General features: G+C 44.0%; 16 protein-coding genes and 1 other RNA gene. 7 read left to right on the top strand and 10 right to left on the bottom strand.

Features of this window, described 5'->3' with window-relative positions:
- The first annotated feature begins 27 nt into the window (after window positions 1-27).
- From ssrA to BLS03_RS01130, 7 genes are all read left to right on the top strand, one after another.
- Window positions 28-394, top strand: a transfer-messenger RNA (tmRNA) gene (gene ssrA / locus BLS03_RS01160).
- A 946-nt stretch (window positions 395-1340) separates the two neighbouring features.
- Window positions 1341-2810 carry a lipopolysaccharide biosynthesis protein gene (locus tag BLS03_RS01155; RefSeq protein ID WP_093268510.1) on the top strand — a complete coding sequence of 490 codons (1470 nt, stop codon included), beginning with the start codon at window positions 1341-1343 and terminating at the stop codon, window positions 2808-2810.
- A 9-nt stretch (window positions 2811-2819) separates the two neighbouring features.
- Window positions 2820-4040, top strand: coding sequence for a glycosyltransferase (locus BLS03_RS01150; RefSeq protein WP_093268507.1), 1221 nt, complete (start codon window positions 2820-2822; stop codon window positions 4038-4040).
- 77 nt (window positions 4041-4117) lie between these two features.
- Window positions 4118-4966: a glycosyltransferase family 2 protein gene (locus BLS03_RS01145; protein WP_093268505.1), complete on the top strand. Its 849-nt coding sequence runs from the start codon at window positions 4118-4120 to the stop codon at window positions 4964-4966.
- 178 nt (window positions 4967-5144) lie between these two features.
- Entirely contained in the window at window positions 5145-6440 is a 1296-nt protein-coding gene (wcaK, locus tag BLS03_RS01140) for a colanic acid biosynthesis pyruvyl transferase WcaK (RefSeq protein ID WP_093268502.1), read from the top strand.
- A gap of 293 nt (window positions 6441-6733) precedes the next feature.
- Window positions 6734-7759: a purine-nucleoside phosphorylase gene (locus BLS03_RS01135; protein WP_093268500.1), complete on the top strand. Its 1026-nt coding sequence runs from the start codon at window positions 6734-6736 to the stop codon at window positions 7757-7759.
- Window positions 7760-8059: 300 nt separating this feature from the next.
- Window positions 8060-9574 (top strand): alpha/beta hydrolase fold domain-containing protein, encoded by a 1515-nt coding sequence (locus BLS03_RS01130; RefSeq protein WP_093268495.1) that lies wholly within the window; start codon window positions 8060-8062, stop codon window positions 9572-9574.
- 83 nt (window positions 9575-9657) lie between these two features.
- Here the strand turns inward: BLS03_RS01130 and BLS03_RS01125 are convergent, their stop codons facing one another.
- The 10 genes from BLS03_RS01125 to BLS03_RS01085 all read right to left on the bottom strand — a co-directional run bounded on the left by BLS03_RS01125 (window position 9658) and on the right by BLS03_RS01085 (window position 22378).
- Entirely contained in the window at window positions 9658-10431 is a 774-nt protein-coding gene (locus tag BLS03_RS01125) for an ETEC_3214 domain-containing protein (protein WP_093268493.1), read from the bottom strand.
- Window positions 10431-10604 carry a hypothetical protein gene (locus BLS03_RS25580; RefSeq protein WP_176765494.1) on the bottom strand — a complete coding sequence of 58 codons (174 nt, stop codon included), beginning with the start codon at window positions 10602-10604 and terminating at the stop codon, window positions 10431-10433. Before BLS03_RS25580 ends, BLS03_RS01125 begins: the two co-directional genes overlap by 1 nt.
- A 9-nt stretch (window positions 10605-10613) precedes the next feature.
- Entirely contained in the window at window positions 10614-12335 is a 1722-nt protein-coding gene (locus tag BLS03_RS01120) for a transglycosylase SLT domain-containing protein (protein ID WP_093268490.1), read from the bottom strand.
- A gap of 57 nt (window positions 12336-12392) precedes the next feature.
- A complete protein-coding gene (locus tag BLS03_RS01115; RefSeq protein WP_093268488.1) occupies window positions 12393-12992 on the bottom strand; it encodes an LPP20 family lipoprotein in 600 nt (199 codons plus the stop codon).
- A 3-nt stretch (window positions 12993-12995) separates the two neighbouring features.
- The gene (locus tag BLS03_RS01110; protein WP_093268485.1) at window positions 12996-14009 is read right to left on the bottom strand and encodes a hypothetical protein; all 1014 of its coding nucleotides are present in this window, start codon (window positions 14007-14009) and stop codon (window positions 12996-12998) included.
- Window positions 14010-14038: 29 nt separating this feature from the next.
- The gene (locus BLS03_RS01105) at window positions 14039-15010 is read right to left on the bottom strand and encodes an LPP20 family lipoprotein (RefSeq protein WP_093268482.1); all 972 of its coding nucleotides are present in this window, start codon (window positions 15008-15010) and stop codon (window positions 14039-14041) included.
- A gap of 319 nt (window positions 15011-15329) precedes the next feature.
- Entirely contained in the window at window positions 15330-17096 is a 1767-nt protein-coding gene (gene atzF / locus BLS03_RS01100) for an allophanate hydrolase (protein ID WP_093268480.1), read from the bottom strand.
- A gap of 1 nt (window position 17097) precedes the next feature.
- Window positions 17098-20856, bottom strand: coding sequence for an urea carboxylase (gene uca / locus BLS03_RS01095; protein WP_093268477.1), 3759 nt, complete (start codon window positions 20854-20856; stop codon window positions 17098-17100).
- A gap of 81 nt (window positions 20857-20937) precedes the next feature.
- Entirely contained in the window at window positions 20938-21579 is a 642-nt protein-coding gene (locus BLS03_RS01090; RefSeq protein WP_093268475.1) for an urea amidolyase associated protein UAAP2, read from the bottom strand.
- A 10-nt stretch (window positions 21580-21589) separates the two neighbouring features.
- Window positions 21590-22378 carry an urea amidolyase associated protein UAAP1 gene (locus BLS03_RS01085; RefSeq protein WP_093268472.1) on the bottom strand — a complete coding sequence of 263 codons (789 nt, stop codon included), beginning with the start codon at window positions 22376-22378 and terminating at the stop codon, window positions 21590-21592.
- Window positions 22379-22389 lie beyond the last annotated feature (11 nt).

The raw sequence follows: 22389 nt of genomic DNA, 5'->3' as shown, positions 1-22389 counted from the left end.
TATCTGGTACTATGCATCCACAACCTTGGGGCTGATTCAGGATTCGACGGGAATTTTGCAGTCTAAGGTGCATGCCGAGGTGCGGTAGGCCTCGTTAACAAACCGCAAAAAAATAGTCGCAAACGACGAAAACTACGCACTAGCAGCTTAATAACCTGCTCAGAGCCCTTCCTCCCTAGCTTCCGCTTGTAAGACGGGGAAATCAGGAAGGTCAAACCAAATCAAGCTGGCGTGGATTCCCCCACCTGAGGGATGAAGCGTAAGAGATAATTCAGGTTAGCTATTCGTTCGCGTGTCGGTTCGCAGGCGGTAGTGAAATTAAAGATCGACTAAGCATGTAGTACCGAAGATGAATGGTTTCCGGACGCGGGTTCAACTCCCGCCAGCTCCACCAATTCATAGTTTAAAGACGCCCTAGGGCGTCTTTTTTCTTGCCTTTAACAACATAAAATCAATAACTTAGCGTATTTTAACATTAATTAGCTTCCTAGGACTTCTTTGCTTTTTAGGTACATCAATAGGTACACTATCAAAGCTCAATCACTTTCAGAACTGATTAAAATAATCCAATAATCAACCTTCCAACGATGACTATATTTCTAGAATTGTAAATTATGTCTCATTACCTAGATAATTAAAAAATGTCTTTCTACTTAGCTAAGATAAAAATTTTATTTCTATAGTATCTTATGGTGACCAAGATAAAACTTCACGCCATCTTTAAAATTATCAATAAAAATCACATATCTAATCTAATAAATAAATAAGAGATATTAAAAAGATCAAAGGTAATTAATACCCACAGACAAAGTTAATATATTAGCTTAGATACTAATATATAACGCTCCACTCTGTCGCAACTTCCCTCCTATTTATAACTAAACCTATATATGAAAAGCGTTCCGGTGTCATGCTGCAACTTTAAGTTTCATATTCGAGACTCATGATATGTTGGAGATCACACTTCAAAAATCTATGGTATGTTACTCACAAAATTGTGCTCATTTTAGGAACAGATACATGAGCCATTTCTATCGAGATTTATTATCTACGATTCTCATAAATTTTACATAACATGTAGATAAAGAGTGTTTAAAACTTCCTATTTGCATCATTTTAGTAAAAGCATTCAGAAAAACGCATTGAGGGCGCGGTGAACCTTAGGGCGGTAGCGTGTATTCGGTAATTTGTTTCTTGGAAAATTTTCAAGATTTAGGACCTACCGCTTGAGAGTCATAAATACGAAATTAGTTAAATCATTAAGCTCTGATCTCGTTCATTTTAATGATGATTAAACAGAATGATTTTTTAAATCATCATAGTAAGGAAAATATACTTAAATGATAGGTAATATTTTAAAGTGGCAAACCATGTCAAAGGCCTTTATTTTCATAACCTCAATGGGCCAGGTTGCTATATTAGCTCGACTACTAGAATTATCTGATTTTGGTGTCGTTGCTATCGTTATGGTGGTCATCAATATCTCACAGATATTAGCTGATCTTGGCATGGCGAACTACCTTGTCCATCGTCAAAAAATCTCCGACACTTTAAACTCTACTGTGTTTTGGTTTTGTGCATCATCAGGCATATTACTTTTCGCATTTCTATGTGGAATAACTCCTTTTGTCTCTGATATGTACGATAACGCAGAAATAATGTCTTTATTGCCCTTGGCAGCGTTAACGTTTGTTCCTCTTTCTCTTTCAGCTCAACTCCAAGCTAGATATGTTTGTGATTTCAAACTCAATCAGTTAGCCAAATATGATATGGTCTCAAGGTTTGCAGGGACAGTAATGACCGTATCCACCGCTTATTTTGGCAGCGGAGCGGCTTCTATCTTCTACGGTTCCGTTTTCACAAGTTTTGTACGTTGCGCATTAATTTGGTTTTATGCCGATAAAAGCTGGTATCCAAAATTCACATTCTCTATGGAGGATGCGAGAGGAGCTTGGAAATACGGCATCTATCAGATTGGATCTCAGCTAATCAACCAAACCATCTTAAACTTAGATACCTTACTGCTTGGTTTCTATATTGATAGCAATCAACTGGGTGCGTTTAACCTTGCAAAACAATTAACCCGTAAACCGTCAGAATTCATACTGCCGATTGCAAGAAGTGTTAGCTTGCCTCTGTTTGCTTCATCTCAAACTGATATGGCGAAAATGAATTCTTTAGCAAGAAAGGCTCACACTTACGTTTCTGCAGTTTTGATTTTTCCATACGCAATAATGTGCCTTTTAAATGAGGAACTTATCTCATTTGTTTATGGTGCAGGGAAGATGGAAGTTGCTTACTTCATGATACCTCTTGCCTTGTTCTGGGGCTTCCGTTCTGTAGGCGGAGCGTTAGTCGGAGTGCTTACCCAGGGGTTGGGTAAGACCAAAATCGACTTTTACTGGAACTTGTTCGGATTATGTATATTCAGCCTTATGTACGCGATCATCGCTCGTTTCGGTGCATATCAATTAGCTTGGGCAAGTGCCATTCTTCAATTGGTATTAATGAATATCGTATTCCTGGTATTCTATAAAAGAATCATTCAGTTTAAATACCCATGGTATATTTTGCCAATATTGACATTTACGGTCATTTCAATTGTTTCAATTTATGCAGCCCATACCCTAACTAGCATGTTTGGTTCGGTTGTTATGAATAACAATTTCATTTATTTGGCTTTGGTATCTCTGATTTCAATCAGTATTTACTATATCGGCTGTTATATAACTTATAACAATTCCGCACCTATGCCTTCTCCAATGAAAATTTTTAAGAGAAAAAATCAAATCAAAAAGAAAGCACTGTAAGGTCAAAAAATGAAGATAGCTGTTTATTCAAATAACTTTCCAAACATATCTCAAACATTTGTTATTAATCAAATCATTGGATTAATTGATCTTGGTGCTGAAGTCGATGTCATCGCTAGTACCATTTTAGAAAACGCTGTCATGCACGACAGCGTTGATAAATATGGTCTTATGGAAAAAGTCATATGCCATAAAGTGTCGGACAAGCCGAAATTATCTCGATTTATATCAACGCTAAAAAACTCAATTAAACTACTATTTAAGGGACAAACAAAAAAACTGTTCAGTGTACTATCTGACGAATTGTTAACTAACGACCAAAAAGTAGACTTAATCTATTGGGCAAGTATTAGCCAAGCCCCCATCAAATATAACAATGTCATTTGTCATTTTGGAACAAACGGATATTACGTATGTAAGATGAGAGAAATAGGATTGATTGAGGGCCCTATTTCAACCGTGTTCCATGGGTATGAATTAAGCCGCTATAATGCTCTAAGAGATAACTCACGCCAATACAAAAAACTGTTTGAACTCGGTGATGTTATGCTCCCAATAAGTGAGTTATGGAAAAGCAAGTTAATTGAGCTAGGCTGTCGCCCTGACAAAATTAAGGTTCACAGAATGGGAATAGATGTGAACGATTTTCAGGTTAGAGATGTCAAATCAGAACTGTCAAATCCACTAAAAGTTATCCAAGTTGGACGTCTGACAGATAAAAAAGCGATTCTAGATTCAATACATGCGGTGATACTCGCTGCAAAAGAAATCGCGATCGATTTTACAGTCATTGGTGAGGGTGAGCTATACGAACAAGCAAAATCTCTCGTTGAGAGCTCAAATGCGAATGGCTTTATTCACCTGCTAGGCAGACAACCCCAACAAGTTGTTAAAGAAAAACTCGATGAATCGGATGTTTTTATTTTACCTAGTGTCAGGGCTAAAGATGGCGATATGGAAGGCGTTCCAGTTGCTCTAATGGAAGCCATGGCCAAAGGCTTAATAGTATTATCAACCTATCACTCAGGTATACCCGAATTAATCGAAAATGGCGTTTCTGGCTATCTAGTGCATGAGTCATCAGTAAATGAAATTACTGAAACTCTAGTAAAAATAAGATCTCTATCTAATGACAAAATTGAAAAGGTGAGATTAAACGCCAGAAACAAATGTGAAAAAGAATTTAATAACGCAGTTCTAAATCAGCAGCTTTTCGATTACTACAACTAATTAAATAGTAAAGTGATTTTATATTTAAAAGATATAATAACTTTGGAGCTTAGGTTTCAACAAGGTGATAAATTAAAATGAAGTATTCAATTATTATCCCCCACTTTAACGACTTCAAATCTCTAGAAAGACTATTAGATAGCATTCCAAAAAGAGAAGATATTGAAGTAATCGTCGTAGATGACAAAAGCACAGAGACATATGACTTAACCAATATAAAGTCTAAGTGTAACTTTTTGAATAATACTTCAGGAGTTAAAAGTGCTGGCACCTGCAGAAACTTAGGATTAGATATCGCCCAAGGAGAGTGGCTACTATTTGCAGATTCAGATGACATCTTCACTCCAAATGCATTTGAATATTTAGATGACGCATCAAAGCGAAACGATGATGTTATCTATTTTAAGTCGACCAGTTTAGTAGAAGGTAGCGAAGAGACTTCTGACAGAAACTTATATTTGTTAGATATGGTAGAAAATAACTTAAGAGATGGAGACCAATCGATTAGATATCGATATTACCCACCTTGGGGTAAATTAATCAGACATCAATTAGTTATAGATAATAATATACGATTCGATCAAGTTATGGCCTCTAATGATGTGATGTTTTCAGTAAAGACCGGATACTACGCAAAAACAATCTCATCTGTAGACAAAGCGATTTACTGTGTTATGCAAAGGGAAAATAGCTTAACAACAAAACCTTCTAAGAAGAATCAGAAGATCAGGCTTGTAGTCGATTTGAATCGCAACGACTTCTTGAATGAGCGCAACTTAAAGTATTATCAAACATCGGTAATATCGCTAATTTCAATGTATAAAGATGTGTTTTCTTTTGACACTTCAATGCGACTAATTAAATCATTTTTACTTTTCAAACAAAGAGTAATGCCAAACAACCTATACAACAAGTTAGTAAAATAATTTAGACACCATCAACCAAATCTCAAATCATCAGCTAACAAAACGTTTAACAAGAGTTTGCCTATTCATAACTAAAAATTACAATTTAAATCTAAAATATAGCCCATAGAAAATTTATAAATCTGAATAAAAGTTAAATTCAGAACCTGCAACTATATGTTATTATTGAGTTAACTATATGAAAAAAATACTAGTCGTCGGTAACCACTGCTGCTCAAATAGAGGTGATGCGGCAATTTTGAGAGGATTAATAGACTTTATTGATGATGAGTATCCAGAATACAGAATTGATATAACATCTCGTTATGCTGATGGGGCCAAATGGTTTTTTGACAACGACGTTTACCCTGATATATTAGCTAAAGAGAAGAATAGACCAAGATCAATACTAGGAAGATTAGAAAAGAGAATATCGAACAAATGGCTATTGCCTTTATATATTGACGGTAAGTTAAATAACAAAAAAATTACACCTAAACAATATTCTGAATTTGCTAGTTTTATAGAAAAGTATGACTTAATCATTCAAGTTGGAGGTTCATTTTTTGTTGATTTATATGGTATTGGTCAATTCGAAGCTGCCGCAGTAGCCATAAAAGAAAAGAAACCTATTCTTATGATTGGCCACAGTGTTGGGCCATTCAAAGATCTCAATGTAGCTAAAATAGCAAACAAAATCTTTGCTAAAACCGATTCTCTGATATTAAGAGAATCAGTCAGCGAAGAACACTTAGATGAAATCGGGCTAAATAAAAGTAATTATGTTTTAGGTAGTGATACTGCATGGTTAATTGATCCTGAAAAATACCCATCAGATATTGCTCACCTAGAAGCTAAATATATTAAAAATCGCCCAACTATCGCAATCACTATGCGAGACTTGGCTCCATTTGATGTCAGACTTGGTGTTTCACAGTCAGATTATGAGCAAAATATGGCCTCATTGTGTAGATTCTTAATCGATAGCGGCTACAATATCGTGGCAATGTCGACCTGTACCGGGTTTGACAGCTATCACCGTGACGACCGTATACCGGCTTTACGTGTCAAGCACTTGCTTGACGATTGTGAAAACTTCTCGGTTGTTATGGAAGAGCTTACCGATGTCGAGCTGGGTAATCTACTGTCTAAGTGTGTACTGACTATCGGAACAAGACTCCATAGCGCGATCCTGTCGATGCGATTTGGTACGCCAGCTTTTGCGATTTACTATGAGCACAAATCGCTGGGTATCCTGAATCAAGTTGGTATGGCTGAGTATTCTGTTGAAATCAAAGATATTGATACTGATGACTTTAAGTCGTTAGTGCTTGAAAAAATATCGAATATTGATTCTGAGAAAAAAACGATGCAGGAAAAACTGAGTATTGAATTTGAGCGTTGTAAAAATGTCATTAGACATGAATTTTCTAAAGTTCACAGCAGCCAATGTGAACAAGTAAAATTTGTTCAAACTGCCACCGCCTCAGTGTGACGTACTCAGTTCAGCACAATAGCACGCCGATATTATAGCCAATATATTGCTATCACTCGGTGAGTAAAAGGACGCCAATCGGCGTCTTTTTTATTTAATTCTTCCATTTCCTTCTTCACCAACCGTCTAAAAGCAAATCTCGCTGTCAGATTTACAAAAAACCTTACTATTCATAAATTCCATATATTCATTCAATTTCCTTTTCTATATAGTAATACTCCCATTCAACCTAAAGATGATGTTTTCACTGTTGGTTAGATGATTGTTAAAGGAAATTGGAGCATAAGGAAATCATGAAAAAATCTTCACTAGCACTTGTATTAGCGCTGCTTAGCAGCGGCTGTGCCACCACTCTCTCGACTTCTGAGTCAACGTCCGCTCTTCAGCCTAAAGTACTTATCGTGACTATGTTTGGCGGCGAAGCCAAACCTTGGTTAACCACCAATCGTTTTACTCATAGCTATTCTTTAGCAGGCTTAAGCTCTGAGTATCCAGAGCTTAAATGTAGCGATGATGATGTTTGTGTGGTGACAACCGCGATGGGCTTTGCCAATGCAGCAAGTACGATGAGCGCTATCGCTCTCAGTCCAAAATTAGATCTCACGAATACTTACTTCATCATTTCAGGTATCGGCGGTGTTGATCCCAATGATGCCACCTTAGGTTCAGCAAACTGGGCCCGTTATGTGATTGACGGCGGACTTATTCACGAAATCGACTCAAGACAAATTCCAAAAGATTGGCCATCTGGCGCATTGGCCCTTGGCGCAAGCAAACCGGGTGAAAAAGCCAAATGGAGCGCAGGAACTGAAGTTTACAAACTCAATGACGCTTTGGTAAAAAAAGCCTATAACCTGACTAAAGATGTCGAATTGGCCGATGGTGAACAAGCTCAGAAATATCGTAAGCAGTACCCAGCAGGTACGCCTGGCAGCCAAAAACCGACTGTCGCGATTTGCGATACACTGTCAAGCGACACCTATTGGCACGGCTCGATGATCGCTAAATCGATGCAAGACTACGCGTCAATGTTAACCAACGGCGAAGCCAACTACTGCACCACTCAAATGGAAGATAACGCCAGTTTAACTGCGCTCAAACGCGGCGCAGAGGCAGGCAAACTGGACTTTAGCCGCGTGCTTGTGATGCGCACGGGTTCCAACTTCGATCGCGAAGCGCCAAAACAAACGCCAGCCCAGTCGTTATCATCAAAATCCGGCGGATATATGCCAGCCGTGACCAACGCGTACCGCGTCTCTAACACCCTAGCTGAAAAGATTGTCAGCGATTGGGCTCAGTGGAAAGACGGCGTTCAATAGCGATTACTTCCCTCGCCCAAGCCGCTAGCTGATTCGTCCTAGCGGCTTGATTTCCTCGCCTTGAACACTCTGAAATCTCGTCCAATCGTGATTCAACACGCCCTTTATCACACTTTTATCACTTGCTACCAAAAGCTAAATAATCGCACCGAGATGAAAAGTGCAGCCATTGAAAACGGCATAGTATAAACGCGAATGACCTCTCAAGCTGGAAGCGTTTAGTATGCAAACCATGACGTCGAAAGCCCTTCCAATATTGACTCGTCATGAAACACCTGACAAGGAAGGGAGAAATCAACTATGCACACGCAATTAACGCGCTTTGCCCAGCGACCGCTTAGAGAGTTGCTCATCGCTGCCAGCCGTATCGCTCTGATTCTATTTATGGGATTCACTATCTCAGCCTGTAACGATTACGATGATACCTATCAGCTCACCATCTCTTCGGAAAATGGTAGCGTTAGCGTTTCACCAGAGGCCGACAGCTATGCGGCAGGCACAACAGTCACAATAACAGCCACTGCCGATAGCGGTTATATTTTTAGCGGTTGGAGCGGTGACAGTAGCGCCACTGACACCAGTATTACTCTGGTGATGAATGAAGATAAAACGCTCGAAGCCAACTACGATGTCGGCGTGGTAATCGAACTAGCCGAGGCCACTAACGGTCAATATACCGTAGAGCCGGAAGTCAGCTCTGGTGATACGGTTGCGTTTGGCACCGAATTTACCATCACTGCCACGCCCGATGACGGCTATATCCTCGATTCGGTATACAAAATGATGGAAGTCGTCAGCGGCTGGGAAGATTATGTCGATGAATCATTTAGCTCCCCATACACCATCACGACTGATGCCGATGACGCACGCTTTAAAATCTATGGGGGCGATTTAGATAAATACGTCATTGGTGCAGGGTTTGTCGCTGAAGACACTTGGGGAGAGCTACAAGAAACCCTGAATGTTGTCTATGCCACACCGGGAAGCAAGTCGCTTAAATACGATGTCTATGCGCCGCCGGGAGCAAGCGATTTACCAATCATCATCATTGTTCACGGCGGAGGCTGGAGTGTAAATAATGAAGACATTATGCGCGGCCAAGCACGTTACCTTGCCGAGAGTGGTCGTTATGTTGTCGCCAGTATTGATTATCGCTTGCTTACTGATCTTGATGATCCTGCGCCAACCAAAGCAGACATGATGGAAGATGTCTACGGCGCCATTGCCCACATTCAAGAAAATGCCGAAGTCTATGGTGGTGATCCAAGCCGTTTGATTCTGACCGGTGACAGCGCTGGCGGTCAATTATCGGCTAATACCGCCCTACTCGCCCCTTATATTGGTGATGGCGATTATACCGGAGAAATTGGCAGTTCTTACTTTTCGCCGAGTTATGTTCCTTCTGGCATGAGCGTTGAAGACCTAAAAACTCAAATCAGCGATTCGATTATTGCGGTTGCCCCAAGCTACGGTGCATTTGTTAGTAGTGATGGTATTGGTGAAATGGACCCAGCGGTCGAGCCGATGAGCAATATTCCAGATGCCAGCGAGCGAGTGTTGCCGCCTTACTATGTACAAGTTGGTTCAGAAGACACAACTGTCGGGACTGAGAACGTTCAGGCCTTTGCGACCGCTCTTGAAGATGCGGGTCAAGAGGTCACCTATGTCGAATATGAAGGCGCGAGCCATGCTTACTTTGACTGGAAACCAGCCCCAGATGTACAAGAAGTATTTAACACCGTCGGTAAACCTGCGCTGGATGACATGCTCACCTATCTCGATGCCATCGTCGACGCGCTTGATAGCGACGAATAACCTAACGAAGATTGCTGCATTTACAATCACAAAAGCCGAGCACTACACTCGGCTTTTTATCGCATGTGGCTGTTCAACTTTGATTAAGGTTGAATCAAACGAAATTCTGATTTGGTTAAAATCGCATCTTCAATATCCACTAGGCTTAAACGGTTATAGCCGTAAAAGTTAGGGGTAAAGTTTTCTCTGAGATCTTGCGCCGCTTCCACAATACCTTCACCCAGCATCAAGTTATCAACCAAGCGAGTCAATAACGTGCGCTGCTGAGGAGCAAGCTCTTGTTCAAATTCAGAGAAACCACTGATTGAAGTATAAAGGTTGCCAAATACGCCATCGGTATTCTCTTCAACGTAATAAGAAATTGAACGCGATAGAGACGCTCTTAAATCGGTCACATTTTCTTGCGCGCTGAATGGACGATTCAACAGTTGCTCTCCACCAGCAGAAAGTGAAGTATCAGGTGCAAATCCTGCTAATGGAAACACCAAGTAAGCCGCAATCGCCTCATCTTTAACCACTGCGGAAAGAATAAACCGATCATCGCGATAGTATTTAATCGTGTCTCCAGCGCTTGAGCGTTTGATGTAAATTGGCGCGCCAAATGTCTCATCTAACACTCCCGACGACCCTCGAATATAAATCTGCGATAACTTATCTTGGGAAGGAATATCGGTAAATTGCGACAGTGAAAAATCGTAAATTTTTTCGAGCGCATCCATACTGTCATTAAAACTGCCCAGTGCAATCGCAACTAAAGAAACCAGAGCAATCAGCTTGCCCCACTGCTCTTTGAGCGTTAGCCGAGTTCTCGAAGTAACGGGTTCGGCTTGTTGATTGAGCGATTCGATATTATCCATTACAACTCCTTAAACTCGGCAATCATATCGTGGGCAAAGGCTTTGATCGGCGCGATCACATCGCTAAGTTGTTCAAACTTCTCCTCGCCAAAAAATTCAATTAATGGTTCGTGGTATTGCACACTAATAACAATACCCGCTCCTAACACGATCAAAAAAATCAATCGAATCATTATGCTTCCTTACATGGCAATTTTGGGTTGGTATAAGGCAATACGAGAAGAGACTTTCTTGAGATAGTTCTTGGTCTCATCATAAGGTAAATGCGTAATTAGACGCTGATACACTTGCTCTGGGGTCATGGTATTAATCACTTTTGCAGCGATACGAATATTGGTCGAGCGATCAGAGTTAAACGCCTTGGCGACATTACCAGCCCCAGTGTTGTATGCCGCAATCGTGCAATACAAGCGGCTTTGCTCGTTGGTAATGCTCTTTAAATACTGGCTATCAAGAATGTGCAGGTATACCGTTCCCGCTTCAACATTGACCCCAGGACGATACAATTCCGCCTCAAGCATAGGTTCATCGCGATTATTGACTTTGCGGTTGACGTCACGACCCGCAGTGGTTGGCACAATTTGCATTAAACCAAACGCCGGAATATGCGACTTGGCTTGCGGGCGAAAAGCCGATTCACTGTGCATGATGGCCATCACCAATGCCGGATCAATCGACCATTTTTCACTCTCTTGCAACACCAATGGCTGATACTGATTCGCACGTTTAGATAAGCTGTTATTCGGTAAGCTTATTTTATAGCTCACCACCTTTTTAACCGCTGGCGTACTGCTGTTACTCAAAGCCGCTACTTTTATCGGCATCTTCGTTTCTGGCGTGTTTTCCGCTTGCGCTTCAACTTTCGCCACCTCAACTGGCGTTTTTTGTAACGGCGCTGTTTTTGCCAGCGAAGCATCTTGCTCCGCTTTAGCAGAAGTTGCTAAATCCTCGAGTGGTGCCTGCACTGTTTGTGGTTCTGAGGTATTCAGATTAGTCATGGATGCTGGTTCAACGAATGCTTCAAGCTGGGCGGTTTTGTCTGTAACGGCATCACTTTCGACCGGAAGTACAATCTTTTCTGACTCTGCACTTGCTAATTGTGGTTTAGCCTCAACCGCAATTTCTCTCGAGGCAACGGCAGGCGTCGACGTCTCTGCTTCAATAACCTTAGGAGCATGATTGGCATCTAACTGTGCAACCTTAGGCTCAACGATACCAAGCTCTTGACGTTTGTGCTCAAACAACTGAGTCATAGCCGCAATACGCTGTTTAGCTTCTTCGACCAACGCCATTTTCTTAGCATGAGCGCGCTGGTAGATAAACTTGTCGGGAATCCCGGTTTTCGCTGCAATCAAGCGCTCTGCTTGAATGTCGTATTCGTTCATCTGCTTTTGAGTCTGCTGCACAATAAAGGCTTTTTCGACACTCTGTTGCTGGAGAGAATAATCCACAACTTGCTGTGAAATTTCGGCATCGACTAAGCTATCTTGCAACGTGAGTTGCTGATGTTGTTTTAGCGTTTGCTGAATCTGCTCTTGTGTTGCTTGTGCATCAACCAACACGGATATCGTACTGGTGTTGTTTTCGTAGTCGACCACCTTGCGAACAGTATCGTCAGCGCTGTATTCAACTTCGAGGGTATTGTCAGAGACCTGAGCACTGCCCCAGGTACTAATCTGGCTATGACGAGTTTGATCCAGCTGTTTCGTGTATTGCTCTCGCCAAGATTCGTACTCGTCTAAACGAGCATTAATATAATTAACAAACTCTTGATAACGTTGTTCTTTAGACGGTTTTTGCGTCGCCTTTTTTAGCTCATCAAAAGCGTCATTACTCACAGAGGGCGGCGCAGATAAAAGGCCTGCGAGTGTCATCGCGACTAAATGTCGTTTGTGTAAGCGCATAGATATTCCTAGCCACAAAAAAAGAAGGAGAGCAACGCCTCCTTCTTTTTTGATTGATTACATTGCTTTGAGTGAATTCAGAGCATTAGTCAGATCTTCAGTGGCTTTCTCACCATTGAACTGATGCCATAACTTTTGCTCTTGGCTTGCTGCATCAACGACTTCATTGATATTGGCTTGATACGCTTGTTTATCCATACCAACCAAAACGTAAAGTCCACCAGCAGGGCTAACTTGGCTCACAATCAATTTGCTGTCCGTTAAACTGCGCGACACCACATTTTTGGTTACACTCTCAAATGTTTCGACAACATTCTCAATTGCGCCTTGTTCCGTTGAAGTGTTAACTGAACTCTCCACCGCTTGTTTAAACATATTGCTGACGTCGGTTTGGAATTGAGCCGCCAATTGCACGCGCGCATCATTCACGGCAACTTTGCGCATCACGCCAATGCCAGCGGCACTTTTCTTCGCGTAACCTAGCGCGCCTGCGGCGAGATCGGTGGGGATTACATCACAGACCCAAGCTGGCGCTTCTGAAGTCGGCGAATCCGGGAAGGTACATGGCGCGAATTGCTGCGCTTGTTCAACCGTTTGAGTACTTGAACATGCCGCCAATAGCGACAACGAAGTAACAGCTAATAGTGTTTTTTTCATCGCTTACAATCCCAATTGCTCGCCAAAACCTTTCGCTTGGCATTCTAAATCCAACAGACTAGTACACTTCTTAGGTACGATTTGCGCGACATCACCTTTACGAACTTTCAATGCGGTTTCTTCGTCGATACCAACCCAAGAATATTTCGCTTTGATGCCGTGGTTTGGAATATTCACAACCTCACCTTCACCAACAGCGAAAGTTTCTAGCTCACCCTCAGAGTTTTTCATAATGGTTGAGAATGCGACGGTATCGTTCGGTTGAACGTTCTTATCAGAACCAATTGCAATTTTTACCATATTGCCAGCTTCACATTGGCGCAGTTCAAGAATTGAAGCTTTAGCGGCAAGTAACGTTTTGATTTCGTTGTTATGTTCAGAGGCTTCTTCACCAGCTTTGCTGGCAAGGCCTTGGTATTGCGCTTCAGAAATTGGGCAGCTGGAGTTGCTAGTTTCAGTGGTAAAAGAGTGATCACCTGAAAGCTCAATGCGTTTAACTAAGCCCATATCCGGTAAGCTGACGACTTTGACAACCGCGGTCACATCAACTTCATACGAACATTTCGCTGGAACGTTAACCGTTTCGCCTTTTTTGTTTTTGTAGCTGTAAGCTTTATCATGGCTCTTAGATAAATCGCTGCTGGTGACCTCAGTCAGTACCGCGTAATCAGCGATTGGCACCCCTTTACTATTGTAACGGCCACTTTGCTCCGCTAGTTTGATTTCGCCTTTAAGTTTGTTCGCCAATTTACGGTCAACCAGATGGGTACCAGTACTGGTTACATGGCTTTCTAGTGAATTACGAATAACGGTTTGCAATTTACCTTTCGCTGAATCTTTAAACTCAAAATCCACCGGTAAAACAATAACTTTCTTATCTTCGTTTGACGTTGCTGGTACTTCTGCCGAAGCAATCGGAACCGTAGTATCCGGAGTACAAACCGCATCAGGTCCTGTACTAATACACCCGGAAAGCATGAATGAAACACCTAGCGCCACCGCTGATTTATTGAACATAATAGACAACTCCATATTGTTTTTTGTTATTAAAATCCAAGGGACTCCCATAGCCCTTGTTTATCGATAATTTCTGAAAAGTTTCTCTCTGCCGCTTCTTTCGATAAGGCATAATTAGAAATGGAATTGCCGCTAGAAATAATTTCCTTATTAGCTAATGTATTTCCTTTTCTTCCTTTAAAATTCAAAGTGGTGAATTTCGTTGATATATACGCATCACCAACTTTGCTCTGTCGAAGTTCAGAGTTAAGTTTCAAAACATGAGTCACAGACGAAGACTTCCTAAATGTCGTTTTCACTTTTTGATTAGAAAATTTGTCTGCTAACAATTCGGCACTTTTATTTTCAGATTTATCAATAACAAACTGAACAACAATATTTGATTGTACTTTTGATAATGTGGAAATTAATTTATCAAGCTCGGGAGCATTAGGAACGGCTGTTGGATTTAATGCGCGCAGCATCGCTTGACGCACCAAAACTTGCTGGGTTTGCGATTGTTGATTTTGGTTTTTTAACCACCAGATTAAAGGGTCTTGATGGGTAAGAGCATCAAGCTGAACTTTGGCTTGACGATCAATTTCTTGTATATCATTAATTAATTGATTTTTAACAACTTCACGGTCAACCTCAGCCTGTACATAATAGCCAATATCGTTATTTTCAACCTTGGTGTAGCGTACACCAGCAAAAGTCACCGAGGCCGTTTTACTATTCACTCGGTCATCAAAAAAAGAATGCGTTTTCGAACTAGTGTTTTGGCTTTGAACGAGCTCACGCGACGCTGAACTGGAGTTAATTTCAGTCCAAAGCTGAGCGTTAATCTGGCTGAGAGCGGCTTGTTTCGCTTGAGGTAGGTTTCTTCCTTCACCTACCGACTTAAGCACCAACTCATTACTCATTTGTGGTTGGTTATACCAATTAGGTGCCTGTGTCGATTGGCACGCGACTATCCCCATAAGAATAAATGGAATAGATAATAACGGTGTGTTTTTTATCATAAGGAATATTCGAACTTAGTTATTAGCCACATCAGAATGATGTACTATATGTCAGAATATTCCTAAAAAAATGACTTTATGAAACAAGATCACATTTATATGAAGATGATCTACTTTTTATTTGTCGTGCGTCATAAAAATACAACACAACTCCTCTAAATTTATAAATAAAACCAAATTAAACACAAAAATAATAATAAATTTAAAAACATAAAATATATAAAACGACAAACATTAAAAAGATAAACTTGAAATAATAAAAACGCCTTTACTAATTTTATAGTAAAGGCGTTTAACGATATTAATTATTTAATGGGTCTTAAGCATCCATATACTGACGCCAGCCACCAAACTGGGTTATTTCAGTGGCGCTGTTTAAGCCTGACGGCTCGCAAATAAATCCGCTCACCCATTCGCCGCAGGCGAGTTCAACTTTACCTAAACCCAATGGATGAGGAATTTGCGCCAGCAGTTTGCCTACATTGGCAACGGGGAGTTGCCATACTTCAACATCAATGGTCGAGTCTGAGGATTCATCTCGCACAAGTCCAGGGCGTGCAATACCCTCCCCGCCAAGTGCATAAAAGCGGTAATTGGCTGAAGTTCGAGTATGGCTTTTTAATACGCCGCCAAGCTCTAACAATTGGTGGTTGAGCGCGAGCCCTTGCATATGGGCACCGCACACCAACACATCCATGACATACTGCTGGGGCAGATACTTCCCAGTCGCACCAAGTGGCAAACCACTTTGTTGCTGCCACGCATCGGCCAGCGCAATTAAAGCGCTATCACTGTGCGCTGGAGCAAACAAAGTAAATCCAAATGGCAATCCAGATGGGCAGAAACTGCTTGGTATCGCGAGCGCCGCGTAATCCAATAAGTTCATAAAGTTGGTGTAATAGCCCAAGTTACTGTTGAGCGTGATGGGGTCAGCGTTAACGTCAGCGATAGTATAAGTACTGCCCGCCGTTGGAGTTATCACCACATCCACACAGGATAATCGCTCATCACAAATCACTTTGTACGCTTGAAGTTGGTACATGGCGTTAAAGGTATCGGCGGCAGAAATTGACTTCGCGCCACCAATAATAGTTTCAATCACCGGCAGACAGCGTGAACTATCTTGATCAAAAAACGCTTGGATGGCGGCGTAACGCTCAGCCACCCAAGGGCCTTGATATAAAAGCTTGGCCGCTTGCAAAAACGGCTCAAGGTCAAATTCCACCAGTTCAGCGCCAAGCGCAGCAAGCTTAGCCACCGCCGACTCAAAACCGGCCTGATACTCGGCGTTACCAAAAAACTCAAGCTGGCTGGCACTGGGGACGCCGACTTTTAATCCACTAAAAGCGTTTGGCACTTGGCTGCTACTTGGCAGATACGGACGCGCATAACAATCTTGGTTGTCATACACAGCAACCACTTTGTGCAAAATCGCCAAATCACTGGCCGCGCGCGTAAATAAGGTCACGCAATCTAGGCTTTTACACGCCGGGACCACACCGCTGCAGCTGAGCAAGCCTTTGGTTGGCTTGAGACCAAATAGGTTGTTAAACGCCGCTGGCACACGCCCCGACCCTGCGGTATCCGTACCGAGCGAAAAGAACACTTGATTGGTCGCAACACTCACCGCGCTACCCGCGCTTGAGCCGCCAGAAATATACTCTGGATTAAAACTGTTACGCGTTTCTCCCCATGGGCTGCGGGTACCGACTAGACCGGTCGCAAATTGGTCAAGGTTGGTTTTGCCAAGCGGCACTGCGCCAGCTTCAATCAGCAGCGCTACCACAAACGCGGATTCATCAGGCGCATAGCTGTATTCGCGGCAACCGGCAGTGGTATTAAGCCCGGCAAGATCGATATTGTCCTTGATAGCAAAAGGCACACCATAAAGCGGCAGATCCTCAACGCTAAATTGTTCAAGGTGAGATAAATAGTTTTCCAATTGCTGCTCAGAGATCAGTGAAATCCAGCTGTGATGCTCATCTTGCTTAGCCTGCTGCCACTTTTCACTAAGCAGGGTTCGCACTGAAACCGTACCGCTTTGATACGCCTGCAGTAACTGTTCTATGGTTAAAATGTCGTCCATGTTAAACCACTCCTTGGGGTTGTAATTCACTATTAATAATCATCAATGGCTGGCCGGCTTTGACTTGCGCGCCACGCTCAGCGCAGTGGATTTCGACCACACCATCACACGGAGCCACCACTTCTAATTCCATTTTCATTGCCTCTAAAATCATCACCACTTCACCAGCTTTGACCGTTTGGCCGGGCATTTTCACCATTTGCCAAACATTGCCAGCGACATGACTTTCAATCAGGGTTTGCGTTTCGCTCAGCTCAATTGCGGCGTCATCGACCTCTTGGCTTTCTTCGATGACAAAGTTCGCCTGCCCAGACTCAACCCAGCGCAAACGCTCAGCTTCAAACGCTTGCTGCTGACGCGTTTTACATTGCTCAATCTCTTGGTGATGATTTTCCAGTAGTGCTTGGTAATCACTGAGCGAGAAAGTGGTATGTTCTATTTTGAGTGGATATTGACCAAGCGGATGACGCTCGCGAATCTCTAGTAGTTCCTCGGCGCTAACTTCGTAGAATCGAATTTGGTCAAAGAAACGCAGTAGCCAAGGCTTTTCAAATTCGGCGGTTTGACGGTAGCGATTCCACATTTGCAACGTTCGACCGACGAACTGATAACCACCCGGCCCTTCCATGCCATATACGCACAGATATGCGCCGCCGATACCCACCGCGTTTTCGGGAGTCCAAGTCCGCGCTGGGTTGTATTTGGTGGTCACCAAACGGTGGCGCGGGTCAAGCGGCGTTGCCACCGGCGCGCCTAAATAAACATCGCCTAAGCCAAACACTAAATAGCTGGCATCAAAGACGATTTTTTTAACCTCATCGACACTGTCCAAACCGTTAATACGGCGAATAAACTCGATATTGTCCGGACACCAAGGCGCATCTTTACGCACCACTTCATCGTATTTGCGAATCGCCAAACGTGTGGCTTCATCGTCCCAAGACAGCGGTAGATGTACCACTCGCGCAGGCACTTCAAGCTCATCAATGTTGTCCATTTCAAGCTCTAAGCGCTCAAGCAGTGCAAGTAGCTGCTCGCGCGGCAGTTGCAAGTTGTTGTAGTGGATCTGTAGCGAGCGAATACCCGGTGTTAACTCAAAAATACCGTCAACCTTAAGCGCTTCAAGCTTGAGCATTAATGCGTGAACGCGAAAACGCAGCCGAATATCCAGCACTTGTGGGCCATACTCGACCAGCAAAAAGTCTTCACCGCTTGGCCGATACACCACTTGCTCGCCAACCTGCGTTGCAGCAAGAGTTTTGATGACTGGAGTGCTAAGCGCGCATGGCGCAAGCGGCGTTTCACACATATTAAGGCTGGCGATTTGGCCAAGCTGCGCTCGCTCAGCAAGCTCGGCCTGCTCTAAGCTCACCGGAATAAAGCGAATTTGGTCGCCCGCTTTGAGCTGACCCATTTTCCACAAATCGGCTTTGATGATGGTTGCTGGGCAGACAAAACCGCCAAGGCTTGGGCCGTCTGGGCCAAGGATGACAGGCATATCGCCAGTAAAATCGATCGTACCGACCGCATAAGCGTTGTCGTGAATATTGGAGGGATGCAGCCCGGCTTCACCGCCATCTTGGCGTGCCCAGTTGGGTTTCGGGCCAATCAAACGCACTCCGGTGCGGCTGGAGTTAAAGTGCACTTTCCAGCGCGCAGCAAAAAATTCGTTGATGTCTTGATCAGTAAAGAAATCCGGCGCGCCATGCGGACCATACATCACGCGAATTTCCCACTCAGAAGTGAGCGTTGGCAGCGTTGCGCTCAAGCCAACCCGTTTTTGCGATGCGCTTGGTTGGCTAAAATTCTGTTGACTGTAATTCTGTTGACTAAAATGCTGCTGGCTTAAATGCAGCACGTCGCCAGCGCAGATTGCGCGCCCAGCGTGGCCACCAAATTGCCCCAGCGTGAATGTGGATTTGCTGCCCAGATAATCTGGACATTGCAGCCCACCTTCCAATGTCAGGTACGCTCTTGCGCCAGCGCCAATCAGTTTACCAATACTGAGCACTTGGCCGGATTTGGCAAATGTCACCACGCCATGCGCAACAGGATCGCCATCCAGTTTTGCCTCAGTCAGAGCGCCGGTCAGCACAAAGCTCTTATCTTGGTTAAATTTAAGCGTCGGGCCGCTTAAGATCATCTCAAGCCCAGCGCTCTGCTCTGAGTTACCCAGCAGTTGGTTGCCGAGGCGAAAGCTCAGTGAATCCATTGGCCCCGAAGGTGGCACACCGATATTCCAATAACCTTTGCGCCCTGGATAATCTTGAATCGTGGTTTGCGTGCCGCCACTGATGACATCTAGACTGCACGGCTGATAAACAAAGCTGTTTAATGTTTGGGTGATAACCGTGGCATTTTGCACGGGTTCACTGGCAAGTAACTGCTGCAGGTACGCCTGATTATGTTCGATACCGTAGATGCTGGTGTGTGCTAATGCTTGCTGGAGTTTATCCAGCGCCTGTGCTCGGCTTGGCGCGTGAGTAATGATTTTAGCCAGCATAGGATCAAAAAATGGCGACACGTCAACGCCTGCTTCAATCCAATGTTCAATACGCAACCCATCGATTTGCGGCCACTGCACATGGCTGAGCAGCCCAGCGCAAGGCTGAAAAGCTTTGTTGGCATCTTCAGCATACAAACGCACCTGAATCGCGTGGCCGGACGGCTGATAACTGCGAGCAAAAATGCTTGGGTCGAGATTGCCAGCGGCAAGACGCACCATCCACTCAACCAAATCAACGCCAAACACTTCTTCGGTCACGCCATGTTCCACTTGCAAACGGGTATTCATCTCAAGGAAATAAAAGGCTTGGCTTTGTTGGTCAAACACAAACTCCACGGTGCCCGCGTTGCGATAGTGAACTTTCTTAGCCAGCGCAATTGCCGTAGCATGCAGATCGATGCGCGTCTGCTCATCTAAATTTGGCGCCGGCGTCTCTTCGATGACTTTTTGATTGCGGCGCTGCGCCGAGCAATCGCGCTCCCCTAGCGCCACTACCGCCCCACGGCCATCGCCAAAAATCTGCACTTCAATATGGCGCGCTTGCTGAATAAATTTCTCGACAAAGACTCCGCTGTTACTGAAATTGTTTTGGCTAAGGCGCTTAACTGAATCAAACGCTTGGCTTAGCTCACTGGCGTTAAAACAGCGCTGCATACCAATGCCGCCGCCGCCCGCCGTGCTTTTTAGCATCACCGGATAACCGATTCGCTCAGCTTCTTCGAGCGCATTTTCAAGGTCGGTCAGCAAGCCACTACCGGGAAGAAGTGGCACGCCAGCCGCCAGCGCTAGTTCGCGCGCGCTGTGTTTAAGGCCAAACTGACGCATCTGATCGGCAGTTGGGCCAATAAATTCAATATTTTTCTCGCTGCATCGCTCAACAAACTCGGGATTTTCACTCAAAAAACCGTAGCCGGGATGAATTGCCTGCGCGCCGCACTGGTTGGCAATATCAAGAATAAGCGTTTGATTAAGATAAGTATTGGCAGCAGCGCCAGCTCCTAAACTGTATGCTTCATCAGCCATTGCCACATGCAGGCTTTGCGCATCAGCCTGGCTATAAACGGCAACGCTGGTGATCCCCAGTTTTTTCAGCGTGCGAATCACTCGACAGGCAATCGCACCGCGGTTGGCGATCAGCACTTTATTGAAAAGTGGTTGCGACTGAGGTTGAGCACCTTGGCCTTGAGCGACCGCGTCACGGCTCAGCGCTTTATGACTAAGCGGATCATTGTTCAACTGTTTATTGTTAAGCATCGACGAATCCAATCCTTCGGGTCGTCCCGATTGTAGAAATTGAGCGCGATTGGGGTCGTCCCCTGCTCAATGATTGGCAAGTTACGCGTCCCACACAATGACTTCAACCGGTGTTGGGTTGTAGGCATTACAAGGGTTATTCAGTTGTGGGCAGTTGGAAATCAGCACAATCACATCCATCTTGGCAGTCAGCTCGACATATTTGCCCGCACCACTGATACCGTCTTCAAACGTCAGGCCGCCTTGCTCGGTAACCGGCACATTCATGAAGAAGTTAATATTGTGGGTAATATCGCGCTTGCTCATACCAAACTGTTCATTTTCCGCCACCGCGAGCAGCCAGCTATCACGACAAGCGTGCATGCATTTTTTTTCTAGCGAATAACGCACCGTATTACTTTCCGTGGCACAAGCACCGCCAAGAGTATCGTGGCGTCCGCAAGTATCGGCGACAATTTCCAGCATCTCGTTGCCTTGGTCCGACAAAATTTTTGTGCCGGCGGTGAGGTAGATGTTGCCCTGTTCGCGAATGGTGTCGATAGCGCTATAGCGTTCGCCGGGATCATTGGCGTTATAAAACAAGGTATCTGCGGCTTGGTTGCCTTCTAGATCCAAAATACGCACCGTCTGGCCTTGCTTAACCACTTGCATGTAATAATCACCAGCGGGAACCACATCACTGCGCAGTGCATCTTGTGGGTTTAATCGACTTTCAACAATCATGGTTATCTCCTTAATGCTGGCAATCGTTGTTAAGTAAACAATCGCTGTGAGTAGAATGAAGGTGGGTTAAATGCATGCGGCGGTTATTTTCAAACGCGCGGCCATTTTCTGGGCGCGAGGTTAAACACGCGTCATCAGCGCCAAGCGGCTGAGCTTCCAGCATTTGCAGTTCAACGGGTTTGAACGGGTATTCTGTGGCAGGATTCATCGGGTGTGGGCAAGTAGTTAGCACCACAAGCGTATCCATTTCAAAGCGCAGTTCGATGCAATCACCAGGTTTGCTGTGCTCTGTTTGATAGAGCAAATCACCGTTTTGCGCCGTTTTAACGCAGCTAAACAAGTTCAAGTTAGCGGCAAGATCGCGCTTACCCAAACCGTATTTGGCGACTTCCACCAGCAAGGCATCATAGCCATTTTGCTTCCATTGGTTACGGTCGTGCTGATAGTCGCGCGCGCCCCATTTACTCTCAACTTTGTGTTTGTTCGCCACGCCGCACACGGTATCGATCCACGCGGTGTCGTCGCGCACAATCGAGCAAAATACATGGCCCATATCCGAGTACAAACAGTGGCCTTGCGTCAGTTTAAAAGTGTGCTGGCCTTTGAGGGTATCTGGTGCGTTGTAGCGTTCCAGCAAGTTGACGGGGTTATAAAACAACATGCTGACGTTGGCGCCACCTTCAAGATCGATAAGGCGTAAAACATGGCCTTTTTTTACCGTCAGTGACCAGTGCGCAGCGCCGGGAATCACATCACTAAATATCGGTTGTTGAGAAGAGCTTACTTTTTGAAAATCCATAATTAAATCCT

Source organism: Vibrio xiamenensis (assembly GCF_900100015.1).
Classification (GTDB): domain Bacteria; phylum Pseudomonadota; class Gammaproteobacteria; order Enterobacterales; family Vibrionaceae; genus Vibrio; species Vibrio xiamenensis.
Note: the sequence above shows the minus strand (reverse complement) of the source record. Positions and strands in the feature narration are given on the sequence as shown.